The 15,413-nt window shown below is 70.6% G+C and carries 9 protein-coding genes and 1 pseudogene; 4 read left to right on the top strand and 6 right to left on the bottom strand.

What is annotated here, in order from left to right; all coding sequences use genetic code 11:
* The first annotated feature begins 7 nt into the window (after nucleotides 1-7).
* Together uca and atzF are read left to right on the top strand one after the other, a co-directional pair.
* Nucleotides 8-3,619 (top strand): urea carboxylase, encoded by a 3,612-nt coding sequence (gene uca, locus G6038_RS15440; protein ID WP_165038719.1) that lies wholly within the window; start codon nucleotides 8-10, stop codon nucleotides 3,617-3,619.
* The gene (gene atzF / locus G6038_RS15435; RefSeq protein ID WP_165038718.1) at nucleotides 3,616-5,343 is read left to right on the top strand and encodes an allophanate hydrolase; all 1,728 of its coding nucleotides are present in this window, start codon (nucleotides 3,616-3,618) and stop codon (nucleotides 5,341-5,343) included. Before uca ends, atzF begins: the two co-directional genes overlap by 4 nt.
* A 65-nt stretch (nucleotides 5,344-5,408) precedes the next feature.
* Here the strand turns inward: atzF and G6038_RS15430 are convergent, their stop codons facing one another.
* Nucleotides 5,409-6,257, bottom strand: coding sequence for an SDR family oxidoreductase (locus G6038_RS15430; protein WP_165038717.1), 849 nt, complete (start codon nucleotides 6,255-6,257; stop codon nucleotides 5,409-5,411).
* Nucleotides 6,258-6,372: 115 nt separating this feature from the next.
* Between G6038_RS15430 and G6038_RS15425 the strand changes: the two genes are divergently transcribed.
* Nucleotides 6,373-6,753 carry a helix-turn-helix domain-containing protein gene (locus G6038_RS15425; RefSeq protein ID WP_165038716.1) on the top strand — a complete coding sequence of 127 codons (381 nt, stop codon included), beginning with the start codon at nucleotides 6,373-6,375 and terminating at the stop codon, nucleotides 6,751-6,753.
* A gap of 9 nt (nucleotides 6,754-6,762) precedes the next feature.
* Here G6038_RS15425 and G6038_RS15420 read toward each other — a convergent pair whose 3' ends face one another.
* From G6038_RS15420 to G6038_RS15400, 5 genes and pseudogenes are all read right to left on the bottom strand, one after another.
* Nucleotides 6,763-8,172 (bottom strand): acyl-CoA desaturase, encoded by a 1,410-nt coding sequence (locus G6038_RS15420; protein ID WP_165038715.1) that lies wholly within the window; start codon nucleotides 8,170-8,172, stop codon nucleotides 6,763-6,765.
* A gap of 16 nt (nucleotides 8,173-8,188) precedes the next feature.
* Nucleotides 8,189-9,286, bottom strand: coding sequence for a ferredoxin reductase (locus tag G6038_RS15415; protein ID WP_165038714.1), 1,098 nt, complete (start codon nucleotides 9,284-9,286; stop codon nucleotides 8,189-8,191).
* A 150-nt stretch (nucleotides 9,287-9,436) separates the two neighbouring features.
* The gene (lpdA, locus tag G6038_RS15410) at nucleotides 9,437-10,840 is read right to left on the bottom strand and encodes a dihydrolipoyl dehydrogenase (protein ID WP_165038713.1); all 1,404 of its coding nucleotides are present in this window, start codon (nucleotides 10,838-10,840) and stop codon (nucleotides 9,437-9,439) included.
* A 218-nt stretch (nucleotides 10,841-11,058) separates the two neighbouring features.
* Nucleotides 11,059-11,897: pseudogene (locus tag G6038_RS15405) on the bottom strand (SDR family oxidoreductase).
* 92 nt (nucleotides 11,898-11,989) lie between these two features.
* Nucleotides 11,990-13,303 (bottom strand): wax ester/triacylglycerol synthase domain-containing protein, encoded by a 1,314-nt coding sequence (locus G6038_RS15400; RefSeq protein WP_165038712.1) that lies wholly within the window; start codon nucleotides 13,301-13,303, stop codon nucleotides 11,990-11,992.
* Between the two features lie 84 nt (nucleotides 13,304-13,387).
* On the opposite strand from G6038_RS15400, the gene G6038_RS15395 reads away from it, so the two are divergent.
* Complete coding sequence (locus tag G6038_RS15395) at nucleotides 13,388-15,403, top strand: prolyl oligopeptidase family serine peptidase (protein ID WP_165038711.1); 2,016 nt, start codon at nucleotides 13,388-13,390, stop codon at nucleotides 15,401-15,403.
* Nucleotides 15,404-15,413 lie beyond the last annotated feature (10 nt).

Below are 15,413 nucleotides of genomic sequence, written 5' to 3'. Positions count from 1 at the left end.
GCCTGTCGTGACGTTCGCTTTCGACACCCTGCTCGTCGCCAACCGCGGCGAGATCGCCTGCCGGATCATGCGTTCGGCGCACACACTGGGGCTGAAGACCGTCGCCGTGTACTCGGACGCGGACGCGTCCGCCGCACACGTCGAAATGGCGGACATGGCCGTGCGCCTCGGTCCCGCCCCGGCCGCGGAGTCGTACCTGCGGGCGGATCTGGTGATCGAGGCGGCCCTCGCGACCGGCGCGGGCGCGGTCCACCCCGGGTACGGGTTCCTCTCGGAGAACGCCGAATTCGCGGCCTCCTGCGAGGCGGCGGGCATCGCGTTCATCGGGCCCACGCCCGGGCAGCTGCGGGTCTTCGGCGACAAGCACACCGCTCGCGAGGCGGCGCGCGCCGTCGGCGTCCCGCTCGTCGAGGGCAGCGGCCTGCTCGGGTCCGTCGACGCCGCCCTCGCCGCGGCCGAAACCGTCGGATACCCCGTGATGCTCAAGGCCGTCGGCGGCGGGGGTGGTATCGGCATGCAGGCCTGCCACACCCCCGACGAGCTGCGGGACGCATACGAGCGGGTGCAGCGTCTCGCGTCCGCACACTTCTCCTCGTCGGGCGTGTTCCTCGAACGGTTCGTCGCCCACGCCCGCCACATCGAGGTGCAGGTGTTCGGCGACGGCCGCGGCCGCACGATCAGCCTCGGCACGCGCGACTGCTCGTTGCAGCGACGCAACCAGAAGGTCGTCGAGGAGGCGCCCGCCCCGAACCTGCCCGACGCGGTCGTCGAGGAACTGCTCGCGTCGTCGCGCCGGCTCGCGTCGTCGGTGAGCTACCGCTCCGCCGGCACCGTCGAATTCGTCTACGACGTCGAACGCGGCGAGGCGTCGTTCCTCGAGATGAACACCCGCCTGCAGGTCGAGCACCCGATCACCGAGGAGGTCACCGGTGTGGACCTGGTCGAGTGGATGCTGCGGCTCGGCCGGGGCGAGACCGAGATGCTCGACGCGCTGCCCGACAGCGGACCGCGGCTCACCGGTCACGCCGTGGAGGCGCGCGTGTACGCGGAGGACCCGGGGCACGACTACCGGCCCAGCGCCGGACTGCTCACCGCCGTCGAGTTCCCGGCCCACACCCGCGTCGAGACGTGGGTGGACACCGGCACCGAGGTGAGCTCGTTCTACGATCCGATGCTCGCCAAGATCATCGTGCGCGGCGAGTCCCGTCGCACCGCGTTCGCGGCGCTCGCCGAGGCGCTCGACGACACCCACCTGTACGGCGTGCAGACGAACCTGCCACAGCTGCGGCGCATCTGCACCGCCGAGCCGGTGCTCGAGGCCGCACACACCACCGCGACGCTGCGGGACGTGCGGGCGACGGGTCACCGCATCGACGTGCTGCGCGCGGGCACCATGACCACCGTGCAGGACTTCCCCGGCCGGATCGGTCTGTGGGAGGTCGGCATTCCGCCGTCCGGCCCGATGGACGACCTGTCGATGCGCGCGGCCAACGGCGCCGTCGGCAACCCGGAGGGGGCACCGGCGCTGGAATGCACGCTGCAGGGCCCGCGCCTGAAGTTCTCCGACCCGACGCTCGTGTGCGTCACCGGCGCCCCGGTCGTCGCCACCGTGGACGGTGTGCCCGTGCCGATGTGGGAGCCCGTGCAGATCCCGGCCGGCGGCGTGCTCGACATCGGCGCCCCGGCCGAGCAGGGCCTGCGCACCTATGTCGCGGTACGTGGCGGTCTCGACGCCCCGCTCTACCACGGCAGCGCGTCGACGTTCACCCTCGGCGGCTTCGGCGGCGTCACCGGTAGAGCCGTGGCCACGGGTGATGTGCTCGGCGTGGCGGAATCTCCCGCCCCCGCCGGCCCGGCACCCGTACCCGTACCCGTCGAGCGTCGCCCGGAGTTCACCCACACGTGGCATCTCGCCGTCACCGAGGGGCCGCAGCCCGCACCGGCCTACTTCACCGAGGACGACCTGGCCCAGTTCTACGACACCACGTGGACGGTGCAGTCCCACGCGAACCGCACCGGCATCCGCCTGGACGGCCCGAAGCCCACCTGGTCGCGGACGGACGGCGGCGAGGCCGGGCTGCACCCGTCGAACCTGCACGACAACCCCTACTCGGTGGGCGCGCTCAACGTTTCCGGCGACACCCCGATCCTGCTCGGTCCGGACGGCCCGAGCCTGGGCGGGTTCGCCTGCCCGCTCACGGTCGTCTCCGGTCACCGCTGGAAGATGGGGCAGATCCGGCCCGGGGATTCGGTGCGGTTCGTTCCCGTGACCGACGAGGCGGCGGTCGAGCTGCGCGGCGCGGCGGCCCGTGCCCTCGACGTCCCGCCCGTAGCGCGGCCCGCCGCGCTCGACGGCGGCCGACTGGCCGGTACCCCGGCGTTCCTGGACCGTCCCGAGGTGGTGTACCTGCGCGGCGGCGACGACAACATCCTCGTCGAGTACGGCGACAGGGTGCTCGACCTGGGGTTGCGGATGCGGGTGCACGCCCTGTCCGAGGCGCTCGCGGCCCTGCGCCTGCCGGGGATCGTCGACGTCACGCCGGGGGTGCGCTCGCTGCACGTGCACTTCGACCCGGACGTGCTGCCCCAGCACCGCCTGCTCGGGACCCTGCAGGATCTCGAGACGGAACTGCCGGCCACCCACGACCTGGTGGTGCCCAGCCGCACCGTCCGGTTGCCGCTCTCGTTCGACGACCCGTCGATCTCCGAGGCGATCTCCCGCTACCACAGCGGTGTGCGCGACTCGGCGCCGTGGCTGCCGTCGAACACCGAGTTCATCCGGCGCATCAACGGACTCGACTCGGTCGAGCAGGTCCGCGACACGGTGTTCGACGCCGAGTACCTCGTCCTCGGCCTCGGTGACGTGTATCTCGGTGCGCCCCTGGCCGTTCCACTCGATCCCCGGCACCGGCTCGTGACGACGAAGTACAACCCGGCGCGTACGTGGACCCCGTCGGACGCCGTGGGCATCGGCGGCAAGTACCTGTGCGTCTACGGCATGGAGTCCCCCGGCGGCTACCAGCTGATCGGCCGGACGGTGCCGATCTGGTCCGGGTACCGGCAGGCCGGCCCGTTCGAGGACGGCACGCCGTGGCTGTTCCGCTTCTTCGATCGGATCGTGTGGGAACCGGTGAGCCCGGAGCAGCTGCTCGAGTACCGCACCGCGTCCCTGGCGGGCCGGTTCGACGCCGAGGTCTCCGAGGGCACGTTCGCCCTCGCCGACCACCTGCGGTTCCTGGCGGCGAACACCGAGTCCATCGACGCGTTCCACGAGCGTCAGTCCGCGGCATTCGAGACCGAGAAGCAGGCGTGGCACGCGGCCGGTGAGTTCGACCGGACCGAGCCGGCACCGGTCGAGGTGGTCGATCCCGTCGACCCGCTCGCCGGGATGCCGGCGGGATCGGTCGTCGTCGAGGCTCCCATGGTCGGCAACGTGTGGCGGGTCGAGGTGGCAGAGGGCGACAGGGTCGCCGACGACGACACCGTCGTCATCCTCGAGGCCATGAAGCTCGAGATGCCCGTGCCGGCAGCTCTCGAAGGGACCGTCCTGAAGGTCCTCGTCGGGCCGGGCGCGAAGGTCGCCCCCGGCACCCCCCTTCTCGTGATCGGAGCAGCATGAGCATCGTTGTGGAAAATGGACTTTCGGCTGCGCCGTCGCCGAGCAGGATCCGAGCGGAGGCGGCGCTGCGCCGCATCGGCGAGGTGGACCGGCCCGAGGTGTGGATCGCGCTGCGGCCGCCCGCGGATGTGCTCGCCGACGCCGACGCCGTGGATGCGCGCGTCGCGGCGGGCGAGGACCTGCCGCTCGCGGGCCTGCTGGTGGCGGTGAAGGACAACGTGGACGTCGCCGGAATACCCACCACGGCCGGCTGCCCCGAGTTCGCCTACACCCCCACGGACACCGCGTCGGGCGTCGCGCGCCTCGTCGCTGCCGGTGCGGTGATCCTGGGCAAGACCAACCTCGACCAGTTCGCCACCGGCCTCGTCGGCACCCGTAGCCCGTACGGGGCGGTGCGCTGTTCCTGGGATCCCGAACGCGTGTCGGGCGGATCGAGTTCGGGCTCGGCGACCGCAGTCGCGCTGGGCATCGCGGACATCGGGATCGGCACGGACACCGCGGGTTCCGGCCGGGTCCCGGCCGCGCTGCAGGGACTCGTGGGCATCAAGGCCACGCTCGGCGTGATCCCGGCCCACGGCGTGGTGCCGGCATGCGTGGACTACGACTGCCTCACCGTGTTCGCCACGTCGCTCGACCTGGCCGGGGCGGCGGCGAAGGTGATGGCCGGGCCGGAACCGCGCGACCCCCGCAGCCGGAGGTGGCCGTCGGACGTGCCGTTCGCCGCACCGTCCACGCCGCGCGTGGCGGTGCCGCGCGCGGAGGACCTCGCCGAGTTGTGCGACGAATATCGAGATGCGTTCGCGCGCACTGTCGCCGCAGGGCGTGCGGCGGGACTCGACGTGACCGAGGTCGACGTCTCGCCGCTGCTGGACGCGGCGACGCTGCTCTACGACGGCGCCGTCGTCGCACAGCGGTACGCGGCCGTCGGGGAGTTCCTGGCGACGAACCCCGCCGGGGCGGATCCGACGGTCGCCGCGATCGTCGCGGCCGCGGAGCACCCGGCGGCGCACGAACTGGTGGCCGATCTCGACACGCTGACCCACGCCAAGGCGTTCGCGGCGGACCTCCTCGACGGGTTCGCCGGGTTGCTGCTGCCCACCACCACCGAGCATCCCACGATCGCCGCGGTACAGTCCGACCCGATCGGGATCAACCGGCGGATGGGCACGTTCACGAACTTCTGCAATCTGCTCGACATGGCCGCGGTCGCGGTACCTGGTGCACCGACCGCCGAGGGCCGTGCCTTCGGGGTGATGTTCGTGGTGCCGGCCTTCGCCGACCAGGTCGCCGTGGATCTCGCGGCGCGGTTGACGGGCGTCGCCGCACCGGGATTCGTCTCCGGCGGGGTCGAGCTGGCGGTGTTCGGGGCACACCTGCGTGATCAACCGTTGCACTTCCAGCTCGAGGAGATCGGTGCCCGGTTCGTCGAGGAGGTCCGCACATCCGACGCGTACCGCCTGACGGCGCTGAACACCACTCCCCCGAAGCCCGGCCTCGTCCGCCACGGCGCCGGCCGGGGCGCGCCGATCGCCGGCGAGTTGTTCCGGGTCTCGGAGGCCGGCCTGGGCCGGTTCCTGGCCGCGCTGCCCGCGCCGATGACGCTGACCAGCGTCGAACTCTCCGACGGGCGGTGGGTCGTCGGATTCGGTTGCACGCACGACGCCGCGGCGGACGCCGTCGACATCACCGAGTTCGGCGGCTGGGTGGCCTACCTGACTCGCTGAATTCCCGCCCGGCACCGGAATCCGCCCACGCTGTGTCGTGGGCGGATTCCGGTTCACGGCATGGACTATCGGCTCAGCACCGTGGCCACCGGCGTGCTCGGCCGCCCGATGAGCCGCTGCAGATCACCGCTGTCGGTGTCGAGTGCGCCGACGGCGATGCCCGCATCGGAGTCGGCGAGGACGGCGGCCATCGGAGTGGGCACCCCGGCGCTCTCGAGGACCTTCGTGTACTCGTCCCGGGGCAGGTCCTTGTAGGCGACGGGCGCGCCGACGATCCCGGACAGGACGTCGGCGAGCTCCGCGTAGGTGAGGCGCTCGTCGCCGCCGAGTTCGTGGATCCTGCCGGCCTGGTCGCCGGCGAGCAGCACGGCGGCGGCGGCCTCCGCGTAGTCCTTGCGGGCGGCACCGGCGACGTGGCCGCTGCCGGCGGCGCCGAACAGGGCGCCGGTCGCCTTCGCCGTGTCGACAGCTGCGGCATAGTTCTCCCAGTACCAGCCGTTGCGCAGCAGCACGACGTCCAGCCCGGAGGCGGCGAGCAGGTCCTCGGTGGCCTTGTGCTCGGCGGCCAGCGCCAGGGGGCTGCGCTGCGCGTCGAGGACGCTGGTGTAGGCCACGAGGCCGACCCCTGCGGCCTTCGCGGCCTCGATGACGTTGGTGTGCTGCGCAATCCGTCGGCCCACCTCGCTACCGGAGATCAGCAGGAGCTTGTCGACGCCGGCCAGGGCGGCGACGAGTGCGTCCCGGTCGGCGTAGTCGGCGACGCGCACCTGCACGCCCCGGGCGGCGAGGTCGGCAGCCTTCGCGGCGTCGCGGACGATCGCGACGACGTCGGACGGCTCGGCACCGCGGTCGAGCAGGGCAGTGACGACGTGGTGGCCGAGGTGGCCGGTGGCACCGGTAACGGCGATGGTCATGAGATCTCCTCGAGAACGAAAGTCGGGAACACCGCCATCAAATCACTTACTAATCGTAAGTGCAACCACTTCGGTAAGTACGGCACGTAGTGTTCGTGCATGTACGCTGGGAGGCGTGACGACGGATCCCGCACTCGAAGCGAACGTGTTCGCCCGCGCGTGCACGTCCCGGCAGGTCCTGCAGAACGCGACCGGCCGCTGGGGCGTGCTCGCCCTGGCCGCCCTGGGCGAGGGCCCGCACCGGTTCGGTGAACTGCGCCGACACGTCGACGGGGTGAGCGAGCGCATGCTGTCCCAGACGCTGCAGCAGCTCGAGCGCGACGGCCTCGTCCACCGTCATGTGGAAACGACCATTCCACCCAAGGTCGAGTACAGCCTCACGCCGCTCGGCGCGCAGGTCGCCGAGCACCTGCGTGCCCTCATCGGGGTACTCGAGTCGAGCATGACGGAAGTGCTTGCGGCACAAGCGGAGTACGACCGGACCCATCGGCCGTAGCAACGATCGTCAGCGCGGCGGCGGTTCGACCTCCACACCACCGTGCTCGTGCTCCGGGCCTGCTGCGGGGTGGTCCGCGGGCAGCCGGCTACGGAACCGGGCGGCCTCGCTCGTCGCCGGCTTCCGCGCCGACGAGTCGTCCGCGCTGCGGTACGGACCGGGCTTCGGCCGCGGCTTGCCGCCGGGGAACGCGAGGCGCAGGATCGTCCGGTGCACGGTGCCCCACTGCCTGGACAGGGGCCCGGTGTTGTACGGCAGCCCGTACCGCTCGCAGATGTCCTTCACCTCGGGCGCCACCTCGGCGTACCGGGTGCTCGGCATGTCGGGGTAGAGGTGGTGTTCGACCTGGTAGCCGAGGTTTCCGCTGATCACGTGGAACAGCGGACTGCCCTCGATGTTGGCCGCACCGACCAGCTGGCGGACGTACCATCCGCCGCGGCTCTCGTTCTCGACCTCCTTCCGACTGAAGGTGTACGTCTGGTCCGGGAAGTGGCCGCAGAAGATGATCGCGTGCGACCACACGTTGCGGATGATGTTGGCGGTGAAGTCCGCCGCCAGGGTGGCCAGGAACGTCTTCTCCACGCCCGGCAGGACCCTGTCGAGCACGTCGGCGACCCGGTCGGCCCGGCGGCCGGCCGCGCGGCCACGCCCGAGGCGGCCGAGTCCGCGCAGCCGGCGCCCGATCCGGGAGGTGGCCGGCTGCGGCATCCGGCCGCCCGACAGCAGCGCCGCGGCGGCGAACGCGCCGGCGGAGACCAGGGGCCAGCCCACGTAGTCCTTGACGAACTGCCGCCGCGCCTTGCCCGCGATGCCCTTCAGTTCCTCGAGCACCTGCGCCGGGGTCTTCTCCCCCGCCCACAGCGCGTCGAGATCGAGGTCGTGCAGCGCCACGCCCCATTCGAAGAACGCCATGAGCAGCACGTTGTAGAACGGCTGCGCCAGGTAGACCGGATGCCACTTCTGGTGCGGGTCGATCCGCATGATCTCGTACCCGAGATCCTTGTCCTTGCCGCGGATGTTGGTGAAGGTGTGGTGAATGTAGTTGTGGGAGTGCTTCCAGCCCGCCGCGGTCGAGGCGGTGTCCCAGTCCCACACCGACGAGTGGATGTCCGGATCGTTCATCCAGTCCCACTGCCCGTGCATGACGTTGTGGCCGATCTCCATGTTCTCGAGGATCTTGGCCAGGCCGAGGCATGCGGTGCCCGCGACCCACGCCGGCTTGGACGCCGAGCCGAGCAGCAGGGCACGGCCGGCGACGGCGAGCTGTCGCTGCGTCGCGATCACCGTCTTGATGTAGCGGCGGTCGCGCTCCCCCAGGTCGGCGTAGACCCTGTCGTGGATGGCGTCGAACTCCTTCGCCAATACCTCGAGCGTTTCCTCGCTCAGATGCGCGAGGGGACTCTCGATCTCCGTCGTCATCTCGCGTTCCTTTCGTTCACAGCTCGATTTCGATGTCGCCTTCGGCGGTGTGGATGCATGTGCGGACCGCGGCGCCGACGGGTTCGGCGACCTCGTCCGTGCGCAGGTCCCGCACTCTGCCGGAGCGGAGCGTGCCCACGCAGGTATGGCAGATCCCGATCCGGCATCCGTACGGAAGCTGCAGGCCGGCCTGCTCGCCCGCTACCAGGATCGGCGTGCCGCCGTCGCATTCGACGTCGGCCTCGCTGTCGAGGAAGTGAACCGTGCCGCCCTCACCCGATCCCGCATTCCCGCCGATGATCGGCTGGAAACGCTCCATGTGGAGTTTCTTCGGATCACCGTGGTCGTTCCAGTGCTCGACGAACGCATCGAGCATCTCGCCGGGGCCGGAGCAGAACGCCTCCCGCTCCCGCCAGTCGGGGCACAGCTCGTCCAGATCGGCCGGCGTCATGCGGCCCTGCTCCGCGGTGAGCCGCAGCACCAGGCGGAACCCGGGACGACGCGCGTCGAGGTCGCGCAGCACGGACGCGAAGATGACCTCGTCGGCGGTGCGGGCCGAATGCACCAGGACGACGTCGTCGAGGGCGTCGCGGTGGTCCAGGCTGCGCAGCATGCTCATGATCGGCGTGATACCGCTACCGGCACTGACGAACAGCATCTTCCCCGGCAGCGGGTCGGGCAGGGTGAACACACCCTCGACCTCGCCGAGCCGCACCACGTCGCCGGGCCGGATCCGGCGCACCAGGTGGGGCGAGACCACGCCGGTCTCGACGACCTTCGGGGTGACGCTGATCAGTCCGTCGTCGGGCTCGGGATCGGAGGTCAGCGAATAGGCCCGCCAGTGGTAGACGCCGTCGATGATCACTCCCAGCCGCACGTACTGGCCGGGACGGTGCCCCCGCCATTCGTACGCGGGACGGATCAGCACGGACGCCGCCTCGGGACCTTCGGGTACCACCCGCTCGACCCGGCCCCGCAGTTCCCGGGTGGTCCACAGGGGATTGATCATCTCGAGGTAGTCGTCGGGACGAAGGGGAGTGAACAGGTGTCGCACGGCGCGCAACATCATCCTGCGCACCGGATGCACCTTGGGAGTCGCACCCCGTTCAGCCATGCCGACAACGTACCCCGCGTCACGGGTATCGAATCAGGTTTCGTCTCCGAAGACGACGACAGCCCGCGGCGACGTTTCGGTCGCCACGGGCTGAAGCCGGTACATCCGAACGGGGATCTGCCCGCGCGGAGGATCTTCGACGCGCTGGGATCAGAAGTTGATCATGTGCCCTGCGAGGCCGTGGATGGCCTCCTGCAGCGCTTCGCTCAGCGTCGGGTGGGTGTGGACGTTGCGGGCCAGTTCGTTGACCGTCAGGTCCCACTTCTGCGCGAGGGTCAGCTCGGGCAGAAGTTCGGAGACGTCGGGGCCGATCAGGTGGCCGCCGAGCAGTTCCCCGTGCTTGTTGTCGGCGATCAGCTTGACGAAGCCGTTGGGATCGCCGAGGCCGTGGGCCTTACCGTTCGCGGTGAAGGGGAAGGTCGAGACCTTGACGTCGTAGCCCTCGTCGCGCGCCTGCTGCTCGGTCAGGCCGAAGCTGGCGACCTGCGGCTGGCAGAACGTCGCGCGCGGCATCATCCGGTAGTCGTCGAAGGTGAGGGTCTCGGCGCCGCCGATCGTCTCGGCCGCGACCACGCCCATCGCCTCGGCGACGTGCGCCAGCATGAGCTTGGCGGTGACGTCACCGATGGCGTAGATGTGCGGCACGTTCGTGCGCATCACGTCGTCGATGGCGATGGCGCCGCGGTCGGTGAGGGCGACACCGGTGTTCTCGAGGCCGAAACCCTCCACGCGCGGGGCGAACCCGACCGACTGCATGACCTTGTCGACGACGACGGACTCGACGTTGCCGGACTTGTTGTCCTTGATCGCGACGGTCACCTTGTTGCCGTCGTCGTCGATCGACTGCACCGCGGCACCGGTCATGATCTTCACGCCGAGCTTCTTGTACGCCTTCGCGATCTCCTTGGAGATGTCGGCGTCCTCGTTGGGCAGCGCACGGTCGAGGAACTCGACGATGGTGACGTCCACGCCGTAGTTGGCCAGCACGTAGCCGAACTCCATACCGATGGCGCCGGCACCGACGATCAGGATCGAGCCCGGCAGCTCACGGGTGAGGATCTGCTCCTCGTAGGTGACGACGTTGTTGCTCAGCTCGGTGCCGGGCAGCAACTTGGTGACCGAACCGGTCGCGATGATCGCGTTGTCGAACGTCACCGTCTCGGTTCCGCCCTTGTTGAGCTCGACCGAGATGGTGTTGGCATCGACGAAGGAACCCGCACCGTCGTATTCGGTGATCTTGTTCTTCTTCATCAGGAAGTGCACGCCCTTGACGCGGCCGTCCGCGACCTTGCGGCTGCGGTCCAAAGCGGCGCCGAAGTCGAAGGACACGTCCCCGGACATGCCGAACGTCTTGGCCTCTTTCGTGAAGAGATGCGCCAGTTCGGCATTGCGGAGAAGCGCCTTGGAGGGAATGCAGCCCACGTTCAGGCAGACACCACCCCAGTACTTCTTCTCGATGATGGCGGTACTCAGTCCCAGCTGTGCCGCGCGGATAGCAGCGACGTACCCACCGGGACCGGCTCCGAGGACAACGACGTCATAGTGTGAGGTCACGAACAAACAGGGTAGACCTGCCGCTCCGGCGTGTCTGCGGATGGTCCGGTTACTTGCCGGTAGCCCCGACATGCGGCGCGAATCGGGCATGCGCACGGCGTCGAGCAGGAGAAAACCACGGCGAGGGGGACGCTGCCGCGACGGACGTCGAGAGCCGCCCGCGACAACCGCCCCCTCGGGCGCAGAATTGCCTCGGCGGCGGAAGCCGCAGCGCCACCTCAGCGGCGGAAGCTCCGCATCCGCCGCACGTACCGCAGCACCTTCCGCACCGGCACCGGTCGCGGCCAGTCGACCGCACGGAACCATGCCTCGCTACCGCCGTCGACCACCACCACGGAGCCCACGAGGAAGTCCGCGGCCGGCGAGAGCATGAACTCCACCCATTCGGCGATCCGGTCCGGATCACCGAACCCGCCGATCGGAACCGGAAAGCTCCTGACCCGGTCACCTTCCGGGCTCTCGAGCTGAGTCTCGAGCAGCGGAGTCGCCACCGCGCCCGGCGCGAGGACGTTCAGCCGGATCCCGCCCCCGCCCAGTCCGGGGTCACCGCGTTCCGGCGCACCCAGTGGGTGACGGCGATCTTCGACGCGGCGTAGGTGAAGGGGGCGGCCGCCGGCCGGATCCGGCCCGCCCGCCGCACGCCCTTCTCCAGGTCGCCCGCGAGAAACGCCCGCACCGCCGACATGGGGACGGCCGGGGTGGTGGTCGTCGAATTCGACCCGAACACGACGACCTTGCTGTTTCCGGCCGCGGCGAGCGCCGGCCGCCACCCCTCGAGCAGCTCGATCACGCCGCGGACGTTGACCTGGGCCATGGTCTGTTCCTTGCCGGGCACCGGACCGAGGCCGGCGGCGAGGACCGCACCGTCGAGCCGGTTCCCGGCCAGCTCGAGGGTCTGCCGCACCGCTCCGGAACGTCCCACCGGGGTCGAGAGGTCGGCGACGACGTCGCCCTCCTTCAGGTCGACGGTGATCACGGTGTGGCCGGCGGTCCGCAGCCGTTCCGCGCTCGCCGCGCCCATGCCGGACGCCGCCCCGGTCACCGCGTACACGCCCATCGTCACTCCCTCGTCGATCCGTTCCGACCGGCACGCTACAGCCGCAACCGCCCCGAACCAAGCAGTTGCTCGACAACGCCGGGGCGGTCCCCCTACGCGTGCGCCACCTGCGCGACGGCGGCACGCAACACGCTCTCGTACCGGTCCAGTTCCCCGGGCTCGATCACCTGCGGGCTGGTCGTGACCGACAGCGTGACCACGTCGCCGATCCCGTGCACGCCGTGGGTCAGGCCCATGGCCGGCGACAGGCCCGGGAAACCGGCGGTGAAGCGCACGGCGGCGCCGCCGAGCACCAGATCGCCCGCGCCGCGGTACACGCTGGACACGACCGTGTTGCCGGTGACGGTCCGCGGCACCGCGCCGAGGTCGGCGCGGGCGAGTCCGAACCGCAGCAGCGGTGCCGGGACGTGCGCGAACGGAAGATCTCGCAGATCCATGGCCGGATGCGTGATCCGTCGCCGTCGCTGCGCCAGGTCGTCCGCGATGGCCTCGGCACGTTCCCGAGGATCGTTCACGTGCGCGAACAGCCGGACCCCGGCACTGCGGTAGGTGTTGCGCGACAACCCGTTTCCGGCGAGAGAGATGGGTACCTCCGCACCGAGCCGGTCGGCCGGGAAGTCGCCGAGGAACTCGGCGAGCGCGGACCCGATCGCGGTCAGCGCACCGACGGTCACGGTCCCCACGGTGCGCAGGTCCGTCGCCGGGCACACGATCGTCCGCACCGCGCGCCGCGGGCCGGGATCGGTGTTCACGGCGCTCGGCGGGCATCCCGGGGCCGGTGGCGGGACGGCCGGATCGGCCAGTTCGCGTTCGGCGCGGCCCGCGCGTGCCCCCGTCACCAGCAGGGAGCCCAGCTGGACCGGAAGCTTGGCCGCGGCGCGCAGGAGCATCACCGGAACCGACGGGGCGGTGCCGTCGGCCGCGCCGCCGCCGGCCGGGGCGGTGCCGGACAGCAACGCCCGGGCCAGGGCGGACGCGCGGGTACCGTCCGCGAAGGCGTGTGAAACCTGCAGCACGACAACGGTTGCGGCCGCGGCGCAGCGCGGCGCCCCCGTCACGCCGGGCAGCAGGTGCAGCCGCCACGGCGAGGCCCGGATGTCGAGCCGGTCGGTGAGCAGCGCACCGAGGGCCTCCTGCACGCCCGGCCACGACGGATCCGGCAGCCGGTGCACGACAAACCGGTCGGCGCCGACGGGCCCGGTCGCCCAGTACGGATAGTCCAGATCGCCCGGCACCGCCACGGCGTGCAGCCGCAGCTCGGCGACGGCCGACGCCCGTCGCCGCAGCTCCGCCACCAGGCGGTCCGGGTCGTCGGCCGGCCCCTCGAAGCAGAACAGCAGGAACTGGTCGCTGCGGACGCGGTCGTCGAGCCAGTCCCGCTGGGCGTCGGAGGGGTGGAGCTGCATGCCGCCAGTGTGGCGGGTGCGGCGTTTTGTCGCGTGCTGCGGTCCCCATCGGGTCGCCCGGGACCGGATGAGCAACAATTGCCCATGACCGACGACACGAACGACCCGTACCTCTGGCTCGAGGACGTCACCGGCGACGAGCAACTCGGGTGGGTGCGCGCGCACAACGACCGCACCGTCGACGAGTACACCCGCACCGAGGCGTTCGAGACGCTGCAGTCCCGGATCCGGGAGGTCCTCGACACCGACGCGCGCATTCCGTACGCGCGGCGTCGCGGCGAGTACCTGTACAACTACTGGCGCGACGCTCGGCACGTGCGCGGTCTGTGGCGGCGCACCACCATGGAGCAGTACCTGCGCGACGCCCCGGACTGGGACGTGCTGGTCGACCTCGACGCGGTCGCCGAGGCGGAGGGCGAGAACTGGGTGTGGTCGGGGGCGCAGGTGCTGCGGCCCGGCCAGTCCCGGGCCCTGATCGGCCTGTCGCGCGGCGGCGCCGACGCCACCGTGATCCGCGAGTTCGATGTGGATTCACGGAAGTTCGTCGGCGGGCCGGACAGTTTCACGGTGCCGGAGGCGAAGACCGACATCGGCTGGATCGATGCGGACACCGTGTACGTCGGCACCGATTTCGGCGACGGCTCGCTCACCGACTCCGGGTATCCGCGCCTGGCCAAGCGCTGGCGCCGCGGTACCCCGCTGTCCGAGACCGAGACGGTGTACGAGGGCGACAAGTCCGATGTCGCCGTCTCGGCCTGGTACGACCGCACCCCCGGCTTCGAGCGCAGTTTCGTCGAGCGCGCGATCGACTTCTACACGTCGCACCGTTTCGAGTTGCGGCCCGACGGGAAGCTCGTCCGGATCGAGGCTCCGGACGACGCGAAGGTCTCCGTGTATCGCGACCACCTGCTGATCAGGACCCGGTCGCCGTGGCTCGGACATCCGGCGGGCACCCTGCTGGCCGCGAACTACCCGGAGTTCCTGGCCGGGTCGCGCGAGATGACGGTGCTGTTCGCCCCGGACGCGCACACCTCGCTGGAACAGTACGCATGGACACGGAACCACCTGCTGGTGGTCGCGCTGCGCGACGTGCAGACCGAGGTGCGGATGCTCACCCCCGGAGCGGACGGGTGGACCGATCGCCCTCTCGCGGACGTGCCGGCCGCGACCTCCACCTCCGTGATCGACGTCGACCCGCTCGAGAGCGACGAATTCTTCCTCAACTCCAGCGGTTTCACCGTGCCCGCGACGCTGCTGTCCGGCACGATCGGCAGTCCGCTGGAGTCGATCAAGCAGGCCCCGGCGTTCTTCGACGCCGAGAACATCGCCGTCACACAGTATTTCGCCACCTCGGACGACGGGACCCAGGTTCCGTACTTCGTGGTGGGCCGCAACACCTCGTCCCCGGCCCCGACCCTGCTGTACGGCTACGGCGGATTCGAGAACTCGATGGTGCCGGCGTACAGCGGCGGCGTGGGCCTGGCGTGGCTCGAACGCGGGTACACCTACGTGATCGCCAACATCCGCGGCGGCGGAGAGTACGGGCCGCAGTGGCACACCCAGGCGCTGAAGGAGAACCGGCCCAGGGTGTTCGAGGACTTCGCCGCGGTGGCACGGGATCTGGTCGCGCGCGGCATCACCACCGCCGACCGGCTCGGCATCCAGGGTGGCAGCAACGGCGGTCTGCTCATGGGCGTGATGCTCACCCGCTACCCCGAGCTGTTCGGGACGATCGTGTGCCAGGTGCCGCTGCTCGACATGAAGCGGTATCACCTGCTGCTCGCCGGGGCGTCGTGGATGGCCGAGTACGGCGACCCCGACGACCCCGACGAGTGGGCCTTCCTGCGCGAGTACTCGCCGTACCAGAACACCGACCCGGAGGCGGCGTACCCGCCGATCCTGATCACCACCTCGACCCGGGACGACCGGGTGCATCCCGGTCACGCCCGGAAGATGGTGGCCCGGCTCGAGGAACAGGGCCACGAGGTCTGGTACTACGAGAACATCGAGGGCGGGCACGGCGGTGCCGCGGACAACGCCCAGGCCGCGTTCAAGGCGGCACTGACGTTCACGTTCCTCGAGCGCATGCTCTCCCGGTAGGAGGCCGCGC

It is taken from the genome of Rhodococcus sp. 14C212, from assembly GCF_011058195.1.
In the GTDB taxonomy this organism is placed as follows: domain Bacteria; phylum Actinomycetota; class Actinomycetes; order Mycobacteriales; family Mycobacteriaceae; genus Rhodococcus; species Rhodococcus aetherivorans.
This window is presented reverse-complemented; position numbering and strand designations above follow the sequence as displayed.